This window comes from Dyella acidiphila, assembly GCF_014863405.1.
Classification (GTDB): domain Bacteria; phylum Pseudomonadota; class Gammaproteobacteria; order Xanthomonadales; family Rhodanobacteraceae; genus Dyella_B; species Dyella_B acidiphila.
In genome coordinates this window covers 288,764-310,238 of sequence record NZ_JACZZA010000005.1, presented here as the reverse complement: position 1 = coordinate 310,238, position 21,475 = coordinate 288,764, and the positions used below count along the sequence as shown (strand labels likewise).

Annotated in this window: 17 protein-coding genes and 1 riboswitch; of the genes, 10 read left to right on the top strand and 7 right to left on the bottom strand. The window is 63.6% G+C overall.

From position 1 onward, the window contains the following. Positions 1-52: 52 nt before the first annotated feature. Entirely contained in the window at positions 53-1,726 is a 1,674-nt protein-coding gene (gene recN / locus IGX34_RS10825; RefSeq protein ID WP_192555733.1) for a DNA repair protein RecN, read from the bottom strand. A gap of 163 nt (positions 1,727-1,889) precedes the next feature. Between recN and hrcA the strand changes: the two genes are divergently transcribed. From hrcA to IGX34_RS10790, 7 genes are all read left to right on the top strand, one after another. After that, positions 1,890-2,939: a heat-inducible transcriptional repressor HrcA gene (gene hrcA, locus IGX34_RS10820; RefSeq protein ID WP_192555732.1), complete on the top strand. Its 1,050-nt coding sequence runs from the start codon at positions 1,890-1,892 to the stop codon at positions 2,937-2,939. 83 nt (positions 2,940-3,022) lie between these two features. Beyond that, positions 3,023-3,562 carry a nucleotide exchange factor GrpE gene (grpE, locus tag IGX34_RS10815; RefSeq protein ID WP_192555731.1) on the top strand — a complete coding sequence of 180 codons (540 nt, stop codon included), beginning with the start codon at positions 3,023-3,025 and terminating at the stop codon, positions 3,560-3,562. A 138-nt stretch (positions 3,563-3,700) separates the two neighbouring features. Beyond that, the gene (gene dnaK / locus IGX34_RS10810) at positions 3,701-5,629 is read left to right on the top strand and encodes a molecular chaperone DnaK (RefSeq protein WP_192555730.1); all 1,929 of its coding nucleotides are present in this window, start codon (positions 3,701-3,703) and stop codon (positions 5,627-5,629) included. A gap of 68 nt (positions 5,630-5,697) precedes the next feature. After that, positions 5,698-6,285 carry a TMEM175 family protein gene (locus IGX34_RS10805; RefSeq protein WP_192555729.1) on the top strand — a complete coding sequence of 196 codons (588 nt, stop codon included), beginning with the start codon at positions 5,698-5,700 and terminating at the stop codon, positions 6,283-6,285. After that, complete coding sequence (gene dnaJ, locus IGX34_RS10800) at positions 6,272-7,402, top strand: molecular chaperone DnaJ (protein ID WP_192555728.1); 1,131 nt, start codon at positions 6,272-6,274, stop codon at positions 7,400-7,402. Before IGX34_RS10805 ends, dnaJ begins: the two co-directional genes overlap by 14 nt. A 195-nt stretch (positions 7,403-7,597) precedes the next feature. Beyond that, entirely contained in the window at positions 7,598-8,404 is an 807-nt protein-coding gene (gene dapB, locus IGX34_RS10795; protein WP_192555727.1) for a 4-hydroxy-tetrahydrodipicolinate reductase, read from the top strand. A gap of 147 nt (positions 8,405-8,551) precedes the next feature. Beyond that, a riboswitch (yybP-ykoY riboswitch) is annotated at positions 8,552-8,690 on the top strand. A 94-nt stretch (positions 8,691-8,784) separates the two neighbouring features. After that, positions 8,785-9,786 carry a sodium:calcium antiporter gene (locus IGX34_RS10790; RefSeq protein ID WP_192555726.1) on the top strand — a complete coding sequence of 334 codons (1,002 nt, stop codon included), beginning with the start codon at positions 8,785-8,787 and terminating at the stop codon, positions 9,784-9,786. A gap of 9 nt (positions 9,787-9,795) precedes the next feature. On the opposite strand, the gene IGX34_RS10785 is transcribed toward IGX34_RS10790, so the two are convergent. After that, entirely contained in the window at positions 9,796-10,500 is a 705-nt protein-coding gene (locus IGX34_RS10785) for a 2OG-Fe(II) oxygenase (protein WP_192555725.1), read from the bottom strand. Positions 10,501-10,715: 215 nt separating this feature from the next. Between IGX34_RS10785 and carA the strand changes: the two genes are divergently transcribed. The 3 genes from carA to greA are packed head-to-tail and all read left to right on the top strand — an operon-like array spanning position 10,716 to position 15,545. After that, positions 10,716-11,843 carry a glutamine-hydrolyzing carbamoyl-phosphate synthase small subunit gene (gene carA / locus IGX34_RS10780; protein WP_192555724.1) on the top strand — a complete coding sequence of 376 codons (1,128 nt, stop codon included), beginning with the start codon at positions 10,716-10,718 and terminating at the stop codon, positions 11,841-11,843. A 1-nt stretch (position 11,844) separates the two neighbouring features. Continuing rightward, positions 11,845-15,072 carry a carbamoyl-phosphate synthase large subunit gene (carB, locus tag IGX34_RS10775; RefSeq protein WP_192555723.1) on the top strand — a complete coding sequence of 1,076 codons (3,228 nt, stop codon included), beginning with the start codon at positions 11,845-11,847 and terminating at the stop codon, positions 15,070-15,072. After that, positions 15,069-15,545 carry a transcription elongation factor GreA gene (gene greA, locus IGX34_RS10770; RefSeq protein ID WP_192555722.1) on the top strand — a complete coding sequence of 159 codons (477 nt, stop codon included), beginning with the start codon at positions 15,069-15,071 and terminating at the stop codon, positions 15,543-15,545. Before carB ends, greA begins: the two co-directional genes overlap by 4 nt. Positions 15,546-15,617: 72 nt before the next feature. Here the strand turns inward: greA and IGX34_RS10765 are convergent, their stop codons facing one another. The 5 genes from IGX34_RS10765 to IGX34_RS10745 form a co-directional block, all read right to left on the bottom strand. After that, positions 15,618-16,964: a methyl-accepting chemotaxis protein gene (locus IGX34_RS10765; RefSeq protein WP_192555721.1), complete on the bottom strand. Its 1,347-nt coding sequence runs from the start codon at positions 16,962-16,964 to the stop codon at positions 15,618-15,620. Positions 16,965-17,165: 201 nt separating this feature from the next. Beyond that, positions 17,166-18,011, bottom strand: coding sequence for a CPBP family intramembrane glutamic endopeptidase (locus tag IGX34_RS10760; RefSeq protein ID WP_192555720.1), 846 nt, complete (start codon positions 18,009-18,011; stop codon positions 17,166-17,168). Between the two features lie 71 nt (positions 18,012-18,082). Continuing rightward, positions 18,083-18,208, bottom strand: a complete 126-nt coding sequence (ykgO, locus tag IGX34_RS10755) for a type B 50S ribosomal protein L36 (protein WP_008215056.1) — start codon at positions 18,206-18,208, stop codon at positions 18,083-18,085. A gap of 63 nt (positions 18,209-18,271) precedes the next feature. After that, positions 18,272-19,183 carry a LysR family transcriptional regulator gene (locus tag IGX34_RS10750; protein WP_192555719.1) on the bottom strand — a complete coding sequence of 304 codons (912 nt, stop codon included), beginning with the start codon at positions 19,181-19,183 and terminating at the stop codon, positions 18,272-18,274. A 232-nt stretch (positions 19,184-19,415) separates the two neighbouring features. Further along, the gene (locus IGX34_RS10745) at positions 19,416-21,434 is read right to left on the bottom strand and encodes an NADPH-dependent 2,4-dienoyl-CoA reductase (protein ID WP_192555718.1); all 2,019 of its coding nucleotides are present in this window, start codon (positions 21,432-21,434) and stop codon (positions 19,416-19,418) included. Between the last annotated feature and the right edge of the window lie 41 nt (positions 21,435-21,475).

Sequence of the window (21,475 nt, the reverse complement as noted above, 5' to 3'; positions counted from 1 at the left end):
AGCATTGTTGGGTTACCCCCGGATCAATTCCGGGATAACCCAACCTACGGCATTACGCCGTCTGCGCTTGCTCCAGCATCTTCTTCGCATGCGCCTTGGTTTCTTTGGTGATCTCCACGCCACCCAGCATGCGCGCCAGTTCGTCGCGCCGCCCTTCGGTGTTCAAGGATTCGATGCGCGTTTGCGTGGACTGGCCTTCGCTGTGCTTGCTCACGCGTAGATGCGCATGGCCTTGCGCCGCCACCTGCGGCAGGTGGGTCACGCACAGCACCTGGCAGCGCGCACCCAATGCGCGCAGCTTCTGGCCGACCACTTCGGCCACGGCGCCGCCGATGCCGGTATCGACTTCGTCGAACACCATGCAGCCGATGGTGTCCTTGCCCAGCGTGGCCACTTCGATGGCCAGGCTGATGCGGGCCAGTTCGCCGCCGGAGGCGACCTTGCGCAGCGCGCGCGGCGGCTGGCCGGGGTTGGCGCTGACCAAGAGCTCGCAACGTTCGCGGCCCTGCGGATCCGGATCGCTGCTTTCGGCCGCGTCCAGCGTTACCTGCAACACGCCGCCGGCCATGCCCAACTCGCCCATCAGCGCGCTAACCTCTTTGCCCAGGCGCTTGGCGGCCGTCTGGCGGGATTTGCTCAACGCCTCGGCGGCTTTGGCGTAGCTGGCCTGCAGTTGATCGCGCTGTGCCGCGAACCGTTCCAGCGCGTCGCCCGCGTTTTCCAGTTCGGCCAGTTCGGTTTGCAGGGCGAGGCGCTTGTCGTCGAGTTCGACGACGGGCAGGCGATGCTTGCGCGACAGCTCGTGCAGGCGCGTGAGGTGCGCATCCACTTCGGCGTAGCGCTCGGGATCCAGGTCTACGTCCTGGGCGTAGTGCTCCAGGCTGTCGACCGCCTCGTTGAGCTGGATCTGCGCGTTGTCGAGCAGGTCCAGCATGGGCGCCAGCCGGTCGTCGAGCGCGGCAAGCCGGCCCAGCTCGGCATGCGCGCGGCTCAGGGCCTGGCGCAGGGCGAATTCGCTGTCGCCGTCGAGCAGATCCACCACCCCGGTGATGCCTTCGGTGAGTTTGCTGGCATTGGCCAGCCGCTTGTGACTGGCTTCCAGTTCGGCCAGCTGGGCGGCGGGCAGCGCCCATTTTTCCAGCTCGGACAATTCGTGGCGCAGCAGCTCCAGGCGGTGTTCGCGGTCATCGCCGCCGCTGAGCTTGCGGATGCGCGCGCCCAGTTCGCGCCATTCAAGCGCCAGGCTGCGGACCTGGGCGACCTGCTTTTCGTTTTCCGCGTAGGCATCGAGCAGGTTGAGCTGATGGGCGCGTTCCAGTAGGGCCTGGTGTTCGTGCTGGCCATGGATCTCCACCAGCAACGCCGCCAGCTCGCCCATCTGGCCGATGGTGGCCGGGCGGCCGTTGATCCAGGCGCGCGAGCTGCCTTCGGCGCGGACCACGCGGCGCAGCTGGCACATGCCGTCTTCGTCCAGTTCTTCGCGCTTGAGCCAGTCATGCGCGGCGGGCAGCTCCTTCAGTGCGAACTCGGCCACCAGCTCGGCGCGGTCGCTGCCGGCGCGGACGATGCCGCTGTCGGCGCGGGCGCCAGCCAGTAGCATCAGCGCATCGACCAGCAGCGACTTGCCGGCGCCGGTCTCGCCGCTGACTACGGTCAGGCCGGGACCAAAGCTGATATCGGCTTCTTCAACAACGGCAAGATGGCGGACGTAGAGGGAGGTAAGCATGGAGGAGGGCGGCAGTGGATCGGACGATTGTAAGGTGAGGGGCGAAGGCTGAGTAGCGCGTAGGCGGTTTACCCGGCGAGACCCCGGGCCGCCCCTTGCCCGTTTCTTGCATTCTGTTTTCCCAAACCTTATTTGTTTACCGTCTCACGGATTGCCACAGCGCATGCCTCCTCACCAAGATCTCGACATCCGCGCCCGTCGCCTGCTGCGCACCTTGATTGCGCAATACCTGACCGACGGCGAGCCGGTGGGGTCGCGTACGCTGTCGCGTTCGTCGGGGCTGGACGTGAGCCCGGCGACCATCCGCAACATCATGGCCGACCTGGAAGAGGCCGGGCTGGTCGCCTCGCCGCATACCTCGGCCGGGCGCATTCCCACCCCGCGCGGCCTGCGCCTGTTCGTGGACAGCCTGATCGAACTGCAGCCGCTGCCGCGCGAGGAAATGGTGCGCCTGCAGCGCGAGCTGCCGCCCGGCCCGATGACCGTGCGCGATATGGTCGGCAATGCTTCCGCGCTGCTGTCGGCCATGACCCATTTCGCCGGCGTGGTCACGGTGCCGCGCCAGACCGACTTCCCGCTGCGGCATATCGATTTCGTGCCGCTGCCCGATGCGCGGGTGCTGGTGATCCTGGTGTTTTCCGACAACCAGGTGCAGAACCGCGTGATCCAGCTGGCCAAGCCGCTGGACGGCCGCGAGCTGGAGCAGGCGGCCAACTACATCAACGAGCATTTCGTGGGCCTGCGCGTGGACGATATCCGCGCGCACCTGCTGCGCGAATTGCGCGAGGCCAGCAGCGAACTGCACCAGCTGCTGTCCAGCGCCGTGGAGCTGGCCGCCGCCTCCTTCGCGCCACAGAACGAGGACGTGCTGGTCAGTGGCCAGACCAACCTGATGGCGTATTCGGAGCTGGCCAATCTGGACCGCCTGCGCGAGCTGTTCGAGGCGTTCCAGCAGAAGAATGAGCTGCTGCAGCTGATGGAAGTCTGCGCAAAGGCGCCCGGCGTGCGACTATTTATCGGTGAGGAGTCGGGCTTCGCCGCCCTGGACGGCTGCAGCGTGGTCACCGCCAGCTTCGGCGCGCAGGGCCGGCTGCTGGGGGCCGTTGGCGTGATCGGCCCCACACGCATGGCTTACGAACGCGTGATTCCGGTGGTGCAGGCCACCGCCGGATTGCTCAGCGAAGCCTTGAATCGGGCGTCTAAGGCCTCATAAGACGCCACGGGAGGCGGGTTTACCCGCAAGTTTTTGCAGGTCGGCATGCGATGGCCGGCCTTGGACTACGTTTGGAGTTATTCATGCATAACAGCAGCGATTCACCGTCGCCGAATGAAACCCCGGAAAGCGCCGCGCAGGCTGCCGCACCCGGTGGCGAGCTCGAGGCGCTCAAGGCCAAGGTCGCCGAACTGGAAGCGGGCAACAAGGAACTGCGCGACACCGTCTTGCGCGAAAAGGCCGAGCTGGAAAACCAGCGCCGCCGCCTGCATCGCGATCTGGAGCACGCCCGCCGCTTCGCCAATGAGAAGCTGCTGAACGATCTGCTGCCGGTCTACGACAGCCTGGAGCGCGGCCTGGCGGTAGAGGGCGGCGACGTGCACGCGGTGCGCGAAGGGCTCAGCCTCACGCTGAAGGAACTGCTGCGCATCGCCGGCAACAACGGCCTGGTGCAGGTCGATCCGGTCGATCAGCCGCTCGATCCGGAACGTCATCACGCCGTGAGCATGGTGGAAGCGCCGGGCAAGGCGCCGGGCACCGTGGTCACCGTGCTGCAGAAAGGCTATGTATTGAACGATCGCCTGTTGCGTCCGGCGCTGGTCGCCGTGGCCAAGGACGACTGAACAACAACAAGGACGACTGAACGGCACCAGTAAATTCAGAACTGCAGGGTTTAGCTGATATTGAACACTTTTCAGCACAACCCCATCTGACAACCATTCGCGGCCGAGGGGCCGCCTGCGAGCTTCCGGAGCACACTTATGGGCAAGATCATCGGTATTGACTTGGGCACGACCAATTCGTGCGTCGCCATCATGGATGGCAGCACCACGAAGGTTATCGAGAACGCGGAGGGCGATCGCACCACGCCATCCATCGTCGCGTTCACCAAGGACGGCGAAGTAATGGTCGGCGCGCCAGCCAAGCGCCAGAGCGTCACCAATCCCAAGAACACTTTCTACGCGGTGAAGCGCCTGATCGGCCGCAAGTTCACCGACGCCGAAGTGCAGAAAGACCTGCATATCGTGCCCTACGGCATTGTCGCGCACGATAACGGCGACGCCTGGGTGCAGACCTCCGACGGCAAGAAGATGGCGCCGCAGGAGATCTCCGCGAAGGTGCTGATGAAGATGAAGAAGACCGCCGAAGATTATCTCGGCGAGCCGGTGACCGAAGCGGTGATCACCGTGCCGGCCTACTTCAACGACAGCCAGCGCCAGGCCACCAAGGACGCCGGCAAGATCGCCGGCCTGGAAGTGAAGCGCATCATCAACGAGCCGACCGCGGCGGCCCTGGCCTATGGCCTGGACAAGAAGGGCGGCGACCGCAAGATCGCGGTGTACGACCTCGGCGGCGGTACCTTCGACGTGTCGATCATCGAGATCGCCGAAGTCGACGGCGAGAAGCAGTTCGAAGTGCTGGCCACCAACGGCGACACCTTCCTGGGTGGCGAAGACTTCGACATGCGCGTCATCGACTACCTGATCGAAGAGTTCAAGAAGGACCAGGGCATCGACCTGCGCAAGGATCCGCTGGCGCTGCAGCGCCTGAAGGATGCGGCCGAGCGCGCCAAGATCGAGCTGTCGTCCTCGCACCAGACCGAAGTGAACCTGCCGTACGTCACGGCCGATGCCTCCGGTCCCAAGCATCTGAACATCAAGCTCACCCGCGCCAAGCTCGAAGCGCTGGTGGAAGACCTGGTGAAGAAGACCATCGAACCCTGCCGCACCGCGCTCAACGATGCCGGCCTGCGCGTGTCCGACATCGACGAGGTGATCCTGGTCGGCGGTCAGACCCGCATGCCCAAGGTGCAGGAGTCGGTGAAGGATTTCTTCGGCAAGGAGCCGCGCAAGGACGTCAACCCGGATGAAGCCGTGGCTGTGGGCGCCGCGATCCAGGGCGGCGTGCTGGGCGGTACGGTGAAGGACGTGCTGCTGCTGGACGTGACCCCGCTGTCGCTGGGTATCGAAACCATGGGCGGCGTGATGACCAAGCTGATCGAGAAGAACACCACGGTGCCGACCAAGGCTTCGCAGGTCTTCTCTACCGCTGACGACAACCAGACCGCAGTGACCGTGCATGTGCTGCAGGGCGAGCGCGAGCGCGCCAGTGCCAACAAGTCGCTGGGCAAGTTCGACCTGTCCGGCATCGACGCCGCACCGCGTGGCCAGCCGCAGATCGAAGTGACCTTCGACATCGACGCCAACGGCATCCTGCACGTGTCGGCCAAGGACAAGAAGACCGGCAAGGAACAGAAGATCGAGATCAAGGCCGGCTCGGGCCTGTCGGAAGAAGAAATTCAGCGCATGGTCGCCGACGCCGAAGCCAACAAGGAAGAAGACAAGAAGTTCCAAGAGCTGGTCGGTACGCGCAACAAGGCCGATCAGCTGGTGCACGCCACGCGCAGCGCGCTGAAGGAGCATGGCGGCAAGGTGCCGGGCCAGCTCAGCGAGATCGAAGGCGCGCTGTCGGAACTGGAGAAGGCGAAGGACGGCGACGACAAGGCCGCGATCGAAGCGAAGATCCAGAAGCTGGAGCAGGTGGCGCAGTCGCTGTACGCCGCGGCCCAGGGTGGTGGTGCGGCCGATGCCGGCGCACAGCAGCCGCACGATGCGGGCGCTTCGGCGCACGGCGACGATGTGGTCGATGCCGAGTTCACCGAGGTCAAGAACGACGGCAAGTCGTCCTGATCGGGTGAATCAGGTTGGAAAAACGAGCGCTCGCAGTGCGGGCGCTCGTTTGCCTTTGGAGGGAGGCGATGGATAAAGGGCGGCTGGAAGCTTTCAGTGATGGCGTGCTGGCCATCATCATCACCATCATGGTGCTGGAACTTAAGGTGCCGCATGGCGACGGCTGGGATGTACTTGCCCAGCAGTGGCCGGTGTTCCTGAGCTATGTGCTGAGCTTTATTTACGTCGGCATCTACTGGAACAACCATCACCATTTCCTGCATGCTGCCGAGAAGGTCAACGGCGGCGTGCTGTGGGCCAACCTGCATTTGCTGTTCTGGTTGTCGTTGATGCCGGTGGCCACCGGCTGGATGGGCGAAAACCACTTTGCCAGGCTGCCGGTAGCCGTTTATGGTTTCGTGCTGCTGATGTCGGCGATCGCCTGGCGGCCGCTGCAGTACTGCTTGATCGTCGCTAACGGAGGCCACGCTTCCTTGCTGGCGGAGGCGATCGGCAGCGACTGGAAAGGCAAGGTGGCCGTCGCCATGTACCTGGTTGGCATCCTCTTGGCGTTCGTGGCGCCGTGGGTGTCGTGTCTACTTTATGCCACGGTGGCGGCGATCTGGTTTATCCCCGATCGGCGCATCGAATCGCGGATCAAGCATGAGCAAGCGTGATTATTACGAAGTCCTGGGTGTCGAACGTTCGGTCACCGAGGTCGAACTGAAGAAATCCTTCCGTCGCCTGGCGATGAAGTACCACCCGGACCGCTGCCCGGACGATCCGCATGCGCAGGAGAAATTCAAGGAGGCCAAGGAAGCCTACGAGATTCTCTCCGATACGCAGAAGCGCTCGATGTACGACCAGTACGGCCACGCTGCGTTCGAAGGCGGCATGGGCGGCGGCCGCGGTGCCGGCGGTTTTGGCGACATGGGCGATATCTTCGGGGATATCTTCGGCGACATTTTCGGCGGTGGTGGCGGTGGTCGTGGGCGTGCGCGCCGTGGCGCGGATCTGCGCTACATCATGGAACTGGACCTGGAAGAAGCGGTGTTCGGCGTCGAGCGCAAATTCGATGTACCGACCCAGGTCAACTGCCATCACTGCAATGGCAGCGGTTCGGACGACGGCAAGACCGTAACCTGCAAGACCTGCCAGGGGCACGGTCGCGTGCGCATGCAGAACGGCATCTTTTCGATCCAGCAGACCTGTCCGCATTGCGGCGGCAGCGGCCGCGCGATCGAGAAGCCGTGCAAGCAATGCCATGGCGAAGGGCGCCTGGAAGAAACCCGCACCCTGTCGGTGCGCATTCCGGCGGGCGTCGACAATGGCGACCGCATCCGCCTGACCGGACAGGGCGAAGCCGGTCCGGCTGGCACCGAGGCCGGCGACCTTTACGTGGAAGTGCGTGTGCGCGAGCACGCGATCTTCCAGCGCGAGGGCAGCAATCTTTATTGCGAACTGCCGATCCGCTTCGCTCAGGCGGCACTGGGTGCGGAACTGCCGGTGCCGACGCTGGATGGCGAAGTGGCGATCACCATTCCGCCGGAAACGCAGACCGGACAGCAGTTCACGCTGCGCGGGCGTGGCGTGAAATCCGTGCGCGGCGGCCGTACCGGCGACCTGGTCTGCCGGGTGGTGCTGGAAACGCCGGTGCGCCTGACGCGCGAACAGCGTGATTTGCTGGAAAAGTTCGAAGCCACCTTTGCCAACGGCGATGCCGACCAGCATTCGCCGCGCGCCAAGACCTGGGTGGATGGCGTCAAGCAGTTCTGGTCGCGCGTGACCTCCTGACGCATGGCGCCCTCTCTCCGGCGGGGAGAGGGTTGGGGTGAGGGGCCAATCTTGCGAAGATGCCCCATGCAGAGTCGTCATTCCGGCGTAGGCCGGAATGACGACTCCCTAGTACATGGCCTTGCCGCAAAATGGGCTCTTACCCCCACCATCTCCCCGCAAGAGCGCAGGGGACATGCTGTTTAGGAATTGCGTATGCCCCAATCAATCCGCCTCGCCATCAACGGTGCCTCCGGCCGCATGGGCCGCGCCTTGCTTGCGCTGGTGCGCGAAGATCGCCGCTTCGAACTGGTGCATGCGCTGGTTTCCGCCGGCTCCGAGCACAACGGCACGCCGGTGTTCGGTGTATCGACGGGCCTGCGTTATTCGCATAGCTGGGAAACCGCGCCGGCGATCGATGTCGTGATCGACTTCAGCGGCCCGGAAGGTCTGGCCGCCGCGTTGGTCCATTGCACAACTCATGGCATTCCATTGGTTGTGGGTACCACCGGTATCGATGAGGCGCTTGAAGTGAAGCTTGCGGCGGCAGGCCGGCAGATCGCCTTATTGCGCGCCGCCAATTTCAGTCTCGGCGTAGCGGTGCTGACGCGCCTGCTGCGCGAGGCTGCAGCAGCTTTGCCAGATTGGGATCTGGAAATTGTCGAAGCCCATCACGGGCGCAAGGAAGATGCACCGTCCGGCACGGCGCTGGCCTTGGGGCACGCCGCGGCCGATGCGCGCGGCACGACACTGGCGAAAGATGGCGTGTATGTACGTGAGGGCCGCCCTGGTGCACGCCGCAGCGGCAGCATCGGTTTTGCGGTGGTGCGCGGCGGCGACGTCGTCGGCGAACACACGGCGTTGCTGCTGGGCCAGGGCGAGCGGGTAGAGCTGAGTCACCGCGCCACCGATCGCTCGATCTTTGCGCGCGGTGCCCTGGAGGCAGGCGCCTGGTTGGCGACCTGTAAGCCCGGTGCCTACAGCATCGACGATATGCTGCAAGACCGCAGCCGCCGCGCGTAGGCCGGGGTAGGTTGGGTTAGCGCAGCGTAACCCAACGGTGTTTCGCGGCTTCGATGAAGCTTCGTTGGGTTACGCTGCGCTAACCCAACCTACTCAGAGCAAAGCGGCGCTGGCTTGTCCGCAAGCTTTGGCGCCTGTACCATCCGCCGCAACGTCATTGGGGAGTAGCCATCCTTGGCGCATCCAGCCCATCGGGCGATGCCTTGAGGAATTCGCGTCAACATACTTGAAGCCAAGTGCTTCATGGCGCGAATGGTTATCGCAGAGATGCTTTCTGCGATAGTCCGGCGAGACCTTTGGCCACGACACGACTCACCCAGGCCGGGCGAGCTACGTGCGTGCGCCATTGGTTTTCTCGCTCGCCCGGCCCGGATTTGTCCATGCTGATTACCGCGCTGCTGTTCCTGCTGTCGGCTGGAGCCATCTATCTGGCGTGCGAGTACTTCGTCAACGGCATCGAATGGCTGGGACAGAAGTTGAATCTCGGCGCGACTGCTACCGGCACGGTACTGGCCGCATTCGGCACGGCGCTCCCAGAGAGTGCGGTGACCTTCGTGGCGGTGATACTGGGGCGTACGCCGGAGGTGCGCGATATCGGCGTCGGTGCGGCACTCGGCGGTCCGCTGGTGCTCGCCACCATTGCCTATGCCGTGGTTGGCGTGGCCTTGTGGGTCAACCGGCGCCGGCTGGGTCGCAGCGATAACCGCGTGCATGTCGATAACAAGCGCCTGTCGAGCGATCAATTCTGGTTCCTGTCGATTTTCGTAGTGAAGTGCGGCCTGGGCCTGGTTGCCTTTGCGTTCAAGCCATGGCTTGGTGTGCTGTTCCTGCTGGCGTATGCGGCTTATGTCTGGCGCGAATTGAGGGGTGAAGACAGCGCCTCGCACGATGAATTGCTCGAGCCGCTGAAGTTTCAGCCGCGCGCTGCCGTGCCGTCACTGAGCATGGTGGTCGTCCAGACCTGCGCGGCCTTGCTGGTGATTGCTTACGCCTCGCACGTGTTCGTCGCGCAGATCGAAACGATTGGCGTGGCCCTGCAGATGCCGCCGCATCTGATTGCCCTGGTCTTGAGCCCGGTGGCGACCGAGTTGCCGGAGACGATGAACGCGCTGATCTGGGTGCGGCAGGGCAAGGAGCGCCTGGCCTTGGCCAATATCTCCGGCGCGATGATGATCCAGGCCACCATTCCCAGCGCGCTGGCCTTGTTCGCGACGCCATGGATGTTCGACGCCCCGCTGATGGTGGCGGGCGCGTTGACCGCGGTGACGGTGATCTATCTGTGGTGGTTGTTCCGCCGCGGCGACGTGGATGGCCGCAAGCTGGTACCGGTGGGATTGCTTTACGCAGTGTTTGCCGGCTTCATCGCCTGGTATCTGCGCTGATGAAAGCGTTTATTCGGCGCGGGTCTTGTGGGCCGCGTTGCGGTCGCGCCCCGCGCCGAGCTTGCGGTCCAGCGCGCCGAACAGCTTCTTGAACGCGCGCGAAAACTTGCCGCGCTTGGTCTTGCGCAGCTTTTCCTCTTCGCTGGTAAGCCACGCCACTTGGATCACGCGGCGCTCGCCTTCGTATGGCAGATGGCCGTGGAAGGAATTGTCGCAGCGCTTGAACACGGCAAATTCGCCGTACAGCGGTTTCAGTTCCGGCGCGGCCAGATCGTCGATGCTGTCGATGCGGTTGAGAAAGCGCAGGCAGCCATCGCTGGTGTCCGGCCACTGCGTATTCAAATAGAGCAGGGCGGTGGCGACCTTGGAGCGGCTGTCGGTATGGATGGTGCCGTGGCGCTTGTTCAGGGCCCGGCACAGGGTAATCAGGGTCGGGTACTGGCCAAGGTTGTCGATGTCCAGGTAGCGGCCGATGGCGCTGGCGAACTGGGGCGTGGTCATTTGCTCGACCAGGGCGTTCACCGCCGGGCCGCAGTCGGCCGGGTCGTAGGGAAAGAAGCCGGCGCTGGCGTACTTGGGAAAATCCCGCTCCAGCTCGCCGCGGGCCTCATCGGGCAATTGGCCGTGCGCGATCATGAACGGAAAGGGATCTTTCCGTATGTCGGTATCCGGTCGGTCCAGCCGGATCGGATCGAGCAAAGCGCTTGCATTCATGGAGCTTCGTAGCTTCCTGGGCCAAGTGGTTGTAAGTCTAGCGCGAGCACCTTGCCGTGCGGTGTGCAAAGGACGATTTTTCACTTTTGTTGCGGTGGACAGAAAGCTCCTTGCCGCCTATCATTTCAACCCGCCCGAGACTTTCCATGACCCAAGGTCCACAAGCCTGCTTCGTTGCGGCTTGCGGACTTTGCTGCACCTAAAAGGCGGCCCTAATGCCCATTTCCGCTCTGCTTGCCCTCGAAGACGGCAGCGTGTTCCACGGCCAGGCCGTGGGCGCGACTGGTGATACCGTCGGCGAGGTGGTTTTCAACACGGCGATGACGGGCTACCAGGAGATCCTTACCGATCCGTCCTATGCCCGTCAGATCGTGACCCTGACCTACCCCCATATCGGCAACACCGGCTGCAACGCCGAGGATGAAGAGTCCGCCGCGGTGCATACCGCCGGGCTGATCGTGCGGGACGTGCCGCGCCGGGCCAGCAACTGGCGCAGCACCGAAAGCCTGCCCGACTACCTCAAGCGCCACGGCATCGTGGCCATCGCCGGCATCGATACGCGACGCCTCACCCGCATCCTGCGCGACAAGGGGGCGCTGAACGGCTGCATCGTGGCCGGCGAGTCGATCGATGTGGATGCCGCGCTGGCCAAGGCGCGCGCCTTCCCCGGCCTCAACGGCATGGACCTGGCCAAGGTGGTCAGCGTCGAACAGCCGTACAGCTGGAACGAGGGTTCCTACGACCTCGACCGTACCGCCTTCAATCAGCCGGCCAAACGCTTCAAGGTGGTGGCCTACGACTACGGCGTGAAGCGCAACATTCTGCGCCTGCTGGCCGAGCGCGGCTGCGAGATCACGGTGGTGCCGGCGCAGACTCCTGCCGCCGAGGTGCTGGCGATGAAGCCCGATGGCGTGTTTCTGTCCAATGGCCCCGGCGATCCGGCGGCCTGCGACTACGCCATTGCCGCCACGCGCGAATTCCTTGCCGCCAAGATCCCGCTGTTCGGCATCTGCCTGGGCCACCAGATCATGGGCGCGGCAGTGGGCGCGAAAACGCTGAAGATGAAGTTCGGCCACCACGGCGCCAACCATCCGGTGAAAGACCTGGATGACGGCCGCGTGCTGATCACTTCGCAGAACCACGGTTTCGCGGTGGACGCGGCCACGCTGCCGTCCAATGTGCGCATTACCCACACTTCATTGTTCGACGGTTCGCTGCAGGGCTTTGCGCTCACCGATCGTCCGGCCTTCTGCTTCCAGGGACATCCGGAAGCCAGTCCAGGCCCGCAGGACATCGGCTACCTGTTCGACCGTTTCGCCAAGCTGATGCAGGAGGCCCGCTGAGATGGCCAAGCGTACCGATATCAAGAGCATCCTCATCATCGGCGCCGGTCCGATCGTGATCGGCCAGGCCTGCGAGTTCGATTACTCCGGCGCGCAGGCGTGCAAGGCGCTGAAGGAAGAGGGCTACCGGGTAATCCTGGTGAACTCCAATCCGGCCACCATCATGACCGACCCGGAGACGGCCGACGCCGTCTACATCGAGCCGATCAACTGGCAGACGGTGGAGCGCATCATCGCCAAGGAGCGCCCGGACGCAGTGCTGCCCACCATGGGTGGCCAGACCGGCCTCAATTGCGCGCTGGATCTGGCTGACAACGGCGTGCTCGAAAAGTACAACGTGGAACTGATCGGCGCTTCCCGCGAAGCGATCCGCATGGCCGAAGACCGAGAGCTGTTCCGCGTGGCCATGTCCGAGATCGGGCTGGAGTGCCCGAAGGCCGCCGTGGCCAGGTCGTTCGAGCAGGCAGTGGAAATCCAGGCCACCGTCGGCTACCCCACCATCATCCGTCCCAGCTTTACGCTTGGCGGTTCGGGCGGCGGTATCGCCTACAACCGCGAAGAATTCGAAGAGATCGTCAAGCGCGGCCTGGAGCTGTCGCCGGTGCACGAAGTGCTGGTGGAAGAGTCCGTGCTCGGCTGGAAGGAATTCGAGATGGAAGTGGTCCGCGACAGGGCGGACAACTGCATCATCGTGTGCTCGATCGAAAACCTCGATCCGATGGGCGTGCATACCGGCGACTCGATTACCGTCGCGCCGGCGCAGACGCTTACCGACAAGGAATACCAGCGCCTGCGCGATGCCTCCATTGCCGTGCTGCGCAAGATCGGCGTGGATACCGGCGGCTCCAACGTGCAGTTCGGCGTGAATGCCGAGACCGGCCGCGTGGTGGTCATTGAAATGAATCCGCGCGTGTCGCGTTCGTCTGCGCTCGCGTCCAAGGCCACCGGTTTCCCGATCGCCAAGATCGCGGCCAAGCTGGCCGTGGGCTACACGCTGGACGAACTGAAGAACGACATCACCGGCGGCCTGACCCCGGCCTCGTTCGAACCGACCATCGACTACGTGGTCACAAAGATCCCGCGCTTCGCCTTCGAGAAATTCCCGCAGGCCGATGCACGCCTCACCACCCAGATGAAATCGGTGGGCGAGGTGATGGCGATGGGCCGCAGCTTCCACGAATCGCTGCAGAAGGCGCTGCGTGGACTGGAAATCGGCAAGACCGGCTTGAACCCCACCGGCCTGGATATCGCCAGCGACGATGGCCTGGCTACGCTCAAGCGTGAGCTGCGCGAGCCGCGCCCGGATCGCGTGTTTCATCTGGCCGATGCGTTCCGCGCCGGCCTGAGCCTGGAAGAAGTGCACGATCTGAGCCGCGTGGATCCGTGGTTCCTGGCTGCGTTCGAAGACATCGTGCTGACCGAACGGGAAGTGCAGGAGCAGGGCATCACTGCGCTCGACGCCGCACGCATGCGCGAGCTCAAGCGCATGGGCTTCTCCGATGCGCGCGTGGCCGAGCTGATCAAGACCGACGAGGCCGCGGTTCGCCACCTGCGCCGCACGCTGGGCGTGCGCCCGGTGTACAAGCGCGTGGATTCCTGCGCGGCCGAGTTCGCCACCACCACCGCCTACATGTACTCGACCTACGAGGAAGAGTGCGAGGCCAATCCGACCAACCGCGACAAGATCATCGTGCTGGGCGGCGGTCCGAACCGTATCGGGCAGGGCATCGAGTTCGACTACTGCTGCGTGCATGCCGCGCTGGCGCTGCGCGAAGACGGGTTCGAGACCATCATGGTCAACTGCAACCCGGAAACCGTGTCGACCGACTACGACACCTCCGATCGCCTGTACTTCGAGCCGCTCACGCTGGAAGACGTGCTGGAAATCGTCGACCTGGAAAAGCCCAAGGGCGTGATCGTGCAGTACGGCGGCCAGACGCCGCTGAAGCTGGCGCGTGCGCTTGAAGCGGCCGGTGCGCCGATCATCGGCACCTCGCCGGATTCGATCGACCTGGCCGAAGACCGCGAACGCTTCCAGCAGATGATCAGCAAGCTGGGCCTGACCCAGCCGCCGAACCGCACCGCGCGCAATGCCGACGAGGCCTTGGCGCTGGCGCGCGAGATCGGTTATCCGCTGGTGGTGCGCCCGAGCTACGTGCTGGGCGGCCGCGCGATGGAAGTGGTGTACGACGATGCCGACCTGTCGCGCTACATCCGCGAGGCGGTGCAGGTGTCCAACGATTCGCCGGTGCTGCTGGATCGCTTCCTCGATCACGCGGTGGAAGTGGACGTGGACATCATTGCGGACCAGGACGGCAACGTGCTGGTCGGCGGCATCATGGAGCACATCGAAGAAGCCGGCGTGCACTCGGGCGACTCGTCCTGCTCGCTGCCGCCGTATTCGCTCACGCCGGCCATCCAGGACGAACTGCGCCGCCAGGTCGCCCTGATGGCGAAGGAGCTGAAGGTGATCGGCCTGATGAATACCCAGTTCGCCATCCAGGGCGAGACGGTATTCATCCTGGAAGTGAATCCGCGCGCATCGCGCACGGTGCCGTTCGTCTCCAAGGCCACCGGCGTGTCGCTGGCGAAGATCGCGGCGCGCTGCATGGCTGGCCGCGGGCTGATTGCGCAGAAGGCCACCCGCGAGGTGATTCCGGCCTACTACTCGGTTAAGGAAGCGATCTTCCCGTTCCTGAAGTTCCAGAACGTCGATCCGATCCTCGGGCCGGAAATGCGTTCCACCGGCGAAGTGATGGGCGTGGGCCGCAGCTTCGGCGCCGCGTTTGCGCGCGGCCACGATGCTGCCGGCATCAAGACGCCGCCGAAGGGCAAGGTGTTCGTGTCGGTGCGCGATGCCGACAAGGATCGCCTGCTGCCGGTGGCCCGGGACATCGCCGCGCGTGGTTTCACGCTGGTCGCCACCGCCGGTACGGCAAGCTATCTCACCGGTCACGGCGTGGCTTGCGAGCGCATCAACAAGGTGCTCGAAGGCCGCCCGCATATCGTCGACCTGATCAAGAACGGCGAGATCGTCTATATCGTCAACACCACCGAGGGCAAGCAGGCGATCGCCGACTCGTTCTCGATCCGGCGCGAGGCCTTGCAGCATCGCGTCACCTATTCCACCACGGTGGCAGGCGCGCGTGCGCTGGTGCATTCGCTGGATTTCCACGACACCGGCGAAGTGCATAGCCTGCAGGAACTTCACAAGGAGCTGAGCGCATGAGTCGCGCCCCCATTACCAAGACGGGTTCGGAACGTTTGCGTGGCGAGCTGGATCGCCTGAAGTCGGTCGAGCGCCACAAGATCATTGCGGCGATCGCCGAGGCGCGTGCGCATGGCGATCTGAAGGAGAACGCCGAGTACCATGCCGCGCGCGAGCAGCAGAGCTTTATCGAAGGCCGCATCGCCGAACTGGAAGGGGCGCTTTCCAATGCCGAAGTGATTGATGTGTCGCGGCTGTCCGCCGGCAACAAGGTGGTGTTCGGTGCCACGGTGAAACTGGAAGACGAGGACAGCGGTGAATCGGTGACCTACCAGATCGTCGGGGACCTGGAAGCCGACATCAAGATGCGTCTGATCGCCGTGTCCTCGCCGATCGCGCGTGCCTTGATCGGCAAGAACGCCGGCGACAGTTTCGAGTTCAAGGCGCCCAACGGCACCAAGCGCTACGAAATCACCGGCGTCAGCTACGAGTGACAACATGCTGCCGGCCCGTGCGGCCGGCGTATGCAAAAGCAGACCGGGCTTCTTTATCGAAGCCCGGTTTTTTTATGCCGTGGCGGCACTGCTGGCGCGCAGGCGCTCGATCGCCCGGTTGACCTGGCTGATGCCGTTGGCCTGCGAGTCCGCGGCATTTGCAATCTGCCCGACGCGCTCGTTCACCTGCAGCGCCGAAGCCACGATGGCATGCATGGCCTCGCCCGCCTGATGCGCGCGGTGACTGCCCTGGGCCAGCGAATCGATCGCGTTCTGGATCAGCTCGCGGATCTCGCGTGCCGATTGCGCGCTGCGTTGGGACAGCGCGCGCACTTCTTGCGCCACCACGCCGAAGCCCTTGCCTTGTTCGCCGGCATGCGCCGCTTCCACGGCAGCGTTGATCGCCAGGATATTGGTCTGGAAGGCAATCGAATCCATGACGCCGATGATCTCGGCCATGCTTTGTGCGCGATCGTTGATATCGCTGATGGTGCCGACCAGTTCGTCCACTAGCGAGCCGCCCGAATTCGCGCTGCTGCTGGCTTCATGCGCCAGATGGCTGGCGCTTTGTGCCTGGCCGGCAATGGCGGGTACGGTTTCGGATAGCGAGCCCAGTGCAATCTGCAAGGTCTGCACCGCGCAGGTTTGTTCGGTGACGTCGGTGGCGTATTTGACGATCTTGAACGGGCGGCCGGACATGTCGAAGATCGGGTTGTAGCTGGCCTGGATCCATACCGGCGAACCATCCTTGCGTACGCGCGAATACAGGCCTGCGTTGTATTCCCCCTTGCGCAGGCGTGCCCAGAACTGACGATAGTCCTCGCTTTCACGCGTGGCGGCATCGACAAACAGGCGATGGTGACGGCCGACGATTTCTTCGCGCCGATAGCCGACCGCCTGCAGGAAGTTGTCATTGGCGTCGAGGATGATGCCGTCGAGGTCGAAACTGATCACCGCCTGTGCGCGATCGATCGCTGCCAGGCGGCCTTCCATATCGGCGGCTGCCAATCGTTGCGCTGTGATGTCGATGGCGTGCTTGACCACTTTGTAGGTTTTGCCGCGGCGATCGAGGATCGGGCTGTAGCTGCCCTGGATCCATACTTCGCGACCGCCTTTGGCGATGCGCTTGTATTGCCCGGTGGAATGTTCGCCGGAGCCGAGTTGTATCCAGAATTGTTTGTACGCGTCGCTTTCGCGTTCCTCGCTCGCCACGAACATGCGGTGATGCTGTCCTATCACTTCGCTGTACTCGTAGCCCATGGTGCGAAGGAAGTTGTCATTTACGGCGAGGATGGTGCCGTCGAGATTGAATTCGATAATGGCCTGCGCTTTATTCAGCGCGTCAATTTGTCCTTTTAGGTCGCGTCGCGAATGCGTAGTGCGAAGGCTTTTCCAAAACATGCTGTGTAGACGTTTCATGATGCGCCCCTCCCGAAGGCGATGATGTTTTCTTGTCGCGATAACTCCTTGCGGTTGCCGAATGCGGTGCCAGGTTCGTTCCGTGAAAGCATTGTGAAATCGCTATTTCACGCTAAACGATGGATGGCATCGCGCTGTTGATCCGTGTCATCGGCGCGTCATGTTGCAACTTTAGGTAGGGGAGGGCGGTTGTTGTGTGCGTCAGTGATTTTGCGAACTGAAGCCGCTAATAAGCGTCACCGCTTCGTCGGGTGCATCCTGCATGGGGTGATACGTAAGCAGAATGCGCAAGTCGATCAGGCTGTGCAGCACAATCGGCAGAACAAGATTTCCGGTCAGCAGGGCCAATAATCCGAAGGTAAGGCCGGCAATGGTGGTTTCCGTCACGCCGCGTACACCTTGATAAACGTGCGCAGCGCCAAAAGCGCATGAGCTGAGCAGCCACGCCAGCGTGAGTCCCCATGCCGGGCCGCCGGCAAGATCGCCGCGCAGAAAATGCAGCATGAAGCCGCGGTAGAGCAGTTCTTCGCCGATGCCCGCCGTGATGCTGAGCCATATCCACCACATGCGTTCCTCGCGCGCGACGGGCAACAGGAAGCAGATGAAGGATGCGCGATACGCAGGGAAATATTTTTGCCGAATGCGCTTGTTCCATGCGCATTGCGCACCCGGCCAGAGCACCCAGGCGAACAGCAGCGTTACCAGCGCGGTAGCCATGGCGCGGATGACGACGTGATCGACAAGCCATGCAAGCTCGCCGTGTTGTGGCATCACGCGCAGCAGCGTGTTGAGTGGTGCGAGCGTGAGCGCGACGAGGGCGAATATCCAGGTCGCCGCGACACTTCGTCTATAAAGCGCGAGCCGTGCGGCGCCGCTGCTGAATTGCTTCAGCCGCCGCATGGCCGGCTGATCGATCAAAGGGAACACCACTACCAGCGCGATGGCAAAGATCACCTGCGCCAAGCCGATATACCGGTGTATATCCATGGCCCACCCCGGGCTGCGGGAAGCTGCTGGGTGTCCATTTAGACCAGAAGCCGCCGGCAAGCAAGCAGCCTGAAAATTGGGCAATAAAAAAGCCGCTTTTCAGCGGCTTTTTCAGGCATTCGCGATGCAGATCAACGCTGGCGCGCCTTGAAGCGCGGGTTGCTCTTGCAGATCACGAACACTTTGCCGCGACGGCGCACAACCTTGCAGTCACGGTGCCGCTGCTTGGCGGACTTCAAAGAGGAAAGCACCTTCACGGCAGGCTCCTGGAACAAGATGGGTCAAAGACAGCGCGCAAGTATAACTATTTGATCCGCTTATCACAAGCCCAGGGTGGTCTTGGTATCGGCGACCGTCTCGAGGAATTGCGTGACCACCGGCGAAGGATTTTCGGCTCGGCTGGCGACGGCCAGCAGCAGGTACGCATCCGGGTCGGCCAACGGCACATAGCTTACCCCGGCCAGCTTGACCACCTGCATGCTGGCCGGGACCAGGGCCATGCCGATGCCCGCCGCGACCAAGGCCAGCAGGCCGTTGAGCTGCTGGGCCTGCTGCCGCACCACCGGATGGAATCCTGCTTTGGCGGCCAGCCGCACCAGGCGGTCGTACAAGGTTGCCGCCAGCTCGCGCGGCTGGATCACAAACGGCTCGCCCGCCACCTCGGCAAGTTCCAGCTGCTCGCGGCCGGCCAGGCGATGGCCGGAGGGCAGGGCCAGCAGCAGCGGCTCGCGGTCGATCACATCCAGCCGCAGGGCGCGCGCATCGTCTTCATGGCTGGGGACATCGCGGACCAGGCCGACGTCCAACTGGCCCAGTCGGATGGCCGAGAACTGGGGCTCGGTATACATCTCGCTCAGCCACATCCGCACGTTGGGCGCGTTCTGTCCCATCCGGATCAGGATCTGCGGCAGGGCGGGGTGAAAGGACACCGACACCGTATAGGCCAGCCGCAGATGACCGCTATAGCCGGCCGCGGCTTCCGCCACCTGGGTGCGGGCGTCATCGGCCATGGCCAGGATCTGCCGGGCATGTTCCAGGAACAGTTTGCCCGGTTCGGTGAGGGTGACGTTGCGCTTGTCGCGATCCAGCAGGCGGATGCCCAGGTCGTGTTCCAGCGCCTGGATTTGCTGGGAAAGCGGCGGCTGCGACAAATGCAGCCGCTGGGCCGCGCGGGTGAAGCTCAATTCCTCGGCGACGGCGATGAAATAGCGGAGTTGGCGAAAATCAAACATATATGACTTTCGTATAAATGGGGCCTCAAATATATATTTGATTCTGTATCGCGTCGATCATAATATAGTCCCTGTCGCGGCACTGACCCCCTCCCCCCGAGTGCCGCTGACCCTCGCCCCGCAGCGACGCTACCCCCGCGGTATTCGGCATCCCTCCCCAGAGCCAATACCGACGCGTCGCTGGCGGGGCGCTTCCTTTTTTGCTTCCCTGATAACGACTTACGACGCTGTGTTAAAGCGTCGCGGCAAGTCGTGTGCCCTGTGCGATGGCGCGCTTGGCGTCCAGTTCGGCGGCCACGTCGGCACCCCCGATCACATGCACCCGCTGGCCCTGCGCGATGAGCGCATCGGCCAGGGCCCGGTTCGGTTCCTGGCCGGCGCAGATCACCACGTGATCGACCGGCAGTACCTGGGTGTTTCCTTCCACGCTGATGTGCAGGCCTTCGTCGTCGAAGCGATCGTAGGCGACGCCGCCCAGCATGGTGACCTGTTTGTTTTTCAGGGTGGCGCGATGCACCCAGCCGGTGGTCTTGTTCAAGCGCGCACCCGGGCGTCCTTCGCTGCGCTGTAGCAGCCATACCTGCCGTGCTGGCGGCTCCGGCTGCGGACGCGTGAGGCCGCCGCGCTGGGTCAACTGCATGTCGACGCCCCATTCGCGCGTCCAGCGTTCCACATCGGTGGTGGGCGAGGGCGTGTGTTCGATCAGGAATTCGGCGACATCGAAGCCGATGCCGCCGGCGCCGATGATCGCCACGCGGTGTCCCACCAATTTGTTGTGCGCAAGGATATCGAGATAGCTCAGCACACGCGGATCGGAACTGCCGGGAAAGCTCACTTTGCGCGGCGTGATGCCGGTGGCCACCACCACCTCGTCGAAGTTCGACGCGATGATGGATGCAGTGTCGGCCATCTCGCCCAGGCGCATGCGCACGCCGGCATCGCCGAGGCGATTGCGGAAATAGCGCAAGGTCTCGTGAAATTCTTCCTTGCCGGGAATGCGCTTGGCGTAATTGAACTGGCCGCCGATGTCCTGGGCAGCATCGATCAGCGTGACGTCGTGGCCGCGTTCGGCAAGCGTCGCCGCGCAGGCCAGTCCTGCCGGACCCGAACCGATCACCCCGATGCGCTTGCGCACCTGGGCCGGCGCAATCTGCAGCTCGGTCTCGTGGCAGGCGCGTGGATTGACCATGCAGCTTGCACGCTGGCTCTGGAATACGTGATCGAGGCAAGCCTGGTTGCAGGCAATGCAAGTGTTGATGCGCTCGCTGCGGCCGCTTTGGGCTTTGGCCGCCCAATCCGGATCGGCCAGTAGCGGTCTGGCCATTGAGACCATGTCGGCCTCGCCGCTGGCAAGAATTTGTTCGGCCACGTCCGGCATGTTGATGCGGTTCGTGGTGATCAAGGGAATCGACACTTCGCCTTTCAGCTTCTTCGTGACCCAGGCAAAGCCGGCGCGCGGAACGCTGGTGACGATGGTCGGCACGCGTGCTTCGTGCCAGCCGATACCGGTGTTGATGATGCTGGCGCCGGCCGCTTCGATGGCCTTGGCCAGGGTCACGATTTCCTGCCAATCCTGGCCGCCCTCGACCAGATCCAGCATCGACAGGCGATAGATGATGATGAATTCGGGCCCGACCGCTGCGCGCATGCGGCGCACGATTTCAGTGGGAAAACGCATGCGCCGGGCGGCATCACCGCCCCAGTCGTCGTTGCGCTGGTTGGTGCGTTCGGCGATGAACTGATTGATCAGATAGCCTTCCGAACCCATCACTTCGACGCCGTCGTAACCGGCGTCCTGCGCCAGCTTCGCGCAGCGGACAAAGTCGTTGATGGTGCGCTCCACGCCACGCGCACTCAACGCGCGCGGTGTGAATGGCGTGATCGGCGATTTGATCTTCGACGGGGCGACCGACAAGGGGTGATAGCCGTAGCGTCCGGCGTGCAGGATCTGCATGCAGATGCGCCCGCCTTCAGCGTGCACGGCGCGAGTGATCTTGCGATGCCGGGGCTTGTGCCAGGGCAGGGTCAGGCGTCCGCCGAAGGGCTTGAGCCAGCCTTCGATGCTGGGCGCGATGCCGCCGGTCACCATCAGGCCGACCCCGCCACGGGCGCGCTCGGCGAAATACGCGGCGAGCTTGTCGAAATCGGCGGCCTTGTCTTCCAGCCCGGTATGCATCGAGCCCATCAGGATGCGGTTGGGCAGGGTGACGTGCCCTAGCGGCAGCGGGGCGAACAGGTGGGGGTAGTTCATACGAGGCCGTCTTCAAACGATCGTATGAATGTGCCTGCTAT

Excerpts from the sequence above, each read along its gene's own strand:
- grpE (WP_192555731.1), top strand. The coding sequence starts at position 3,023 with ATGCATAACAGCAGCGATTCACCGTCGCCGAATGAAACCCCGGAAAGC.
- dnaK (WP_192555730.1), top strand. The coding sequence starts at position 3,701 with ATGGGCAAGATCATCGGTATTGACTTGGGCACGACCAATTCGTGCGTC.
- greA (WP_192555722.1), top strand. The coding sequence starts at position 15,069 with ATGAGTCGCGCCCCCATTACCAAGACGGGTTCGGAACGTTTGCGTGGC.
- carA (WP_192555724.1), top strand. The coding sequence starts at position 10,716 with ATGCCCATTTCCGCTCTGCTTGCCCTCGAAGACGGCAGCGTGTTCCAC.
- carB (WP_192555723.1), top strand. The coding sequence starts at position 11,845 with ATGGCCAAGCGTACCGATATCAAGAGCATCCTCATCATCGGCGCCGGT.
- IGX34_RS10750 (WP_192555719.1), bottom strand. The coding sequence starts at position 19,183 with ATGTTTGATTTTCGCCAACTCCGCTATTTCATCGCCGTCGCCGAGGAA.
- dapB (WP_192555727.1), top strand. The coding sequence starts at position 7,598 with ATGCCCCAATCAATCCGCCTCGCCATCAACGGTGCCTCCGGCCGCATG.
- recN (WP_192555733.1), bottom strand. The coding sequence starts at position 1,726 with ATGCTTACCTCCCTCTACGTCCGCCATCTTGCCGTTGTTGAAGAAGCC.
- IGX34_RS10790 (WP_192555726.1), top strand. The coding sequence starts at position 8,785 with ATGCTGATTACCGCGCTGCTGTTCCTGCTGTCGGCTGGAGCCATCTAT.
- IGX34_RS10805 (WP_192555729.1), top strand. The coding sequence starts at position 5,698 with ATGGATAAAGGGCGGCTGGAAGCTTTCAGTGATGGCGTGCTGGCCATC.
- dnaJ (WP_192555728.1), top strand. The coding sequence starts at position 6,272 with ATGAGCAAGCGTGATTATTACGAAGTCCTGGGTGTCGAACGTTCGGTC.
- hrcA (WP_192555732.1), top strand. The coding sequence starts at position 1,890 with ATGCCTCCTCACCAAGATCTCGACATCCGCGCCCGTCGCCTGCTGCGC.
- IGX34_RS10765 (WP_192555721.1), bottom strand. The coding sequence starts at position 16,964 with ATGAAACGTCTACACAGCATGTTTTGGAAAAGCCTTCGCACTACGCAT.
- IGX34_RS10745 (WP_192555718.1), bottom strand. The coding sequence starts at position 21,434 with ATGAACTACCCCCACCTGTTCGCCCCGCTGCCGCTAGGGCACGTCACC.
- IGX34_RS10785 (WP_192555725.1), bottom strand. The coding sequence starts at position 10,500 with ATGAATGCAAGCGCTTTGCTCGATCCGATCCGGCTGGACCGACCGGAT.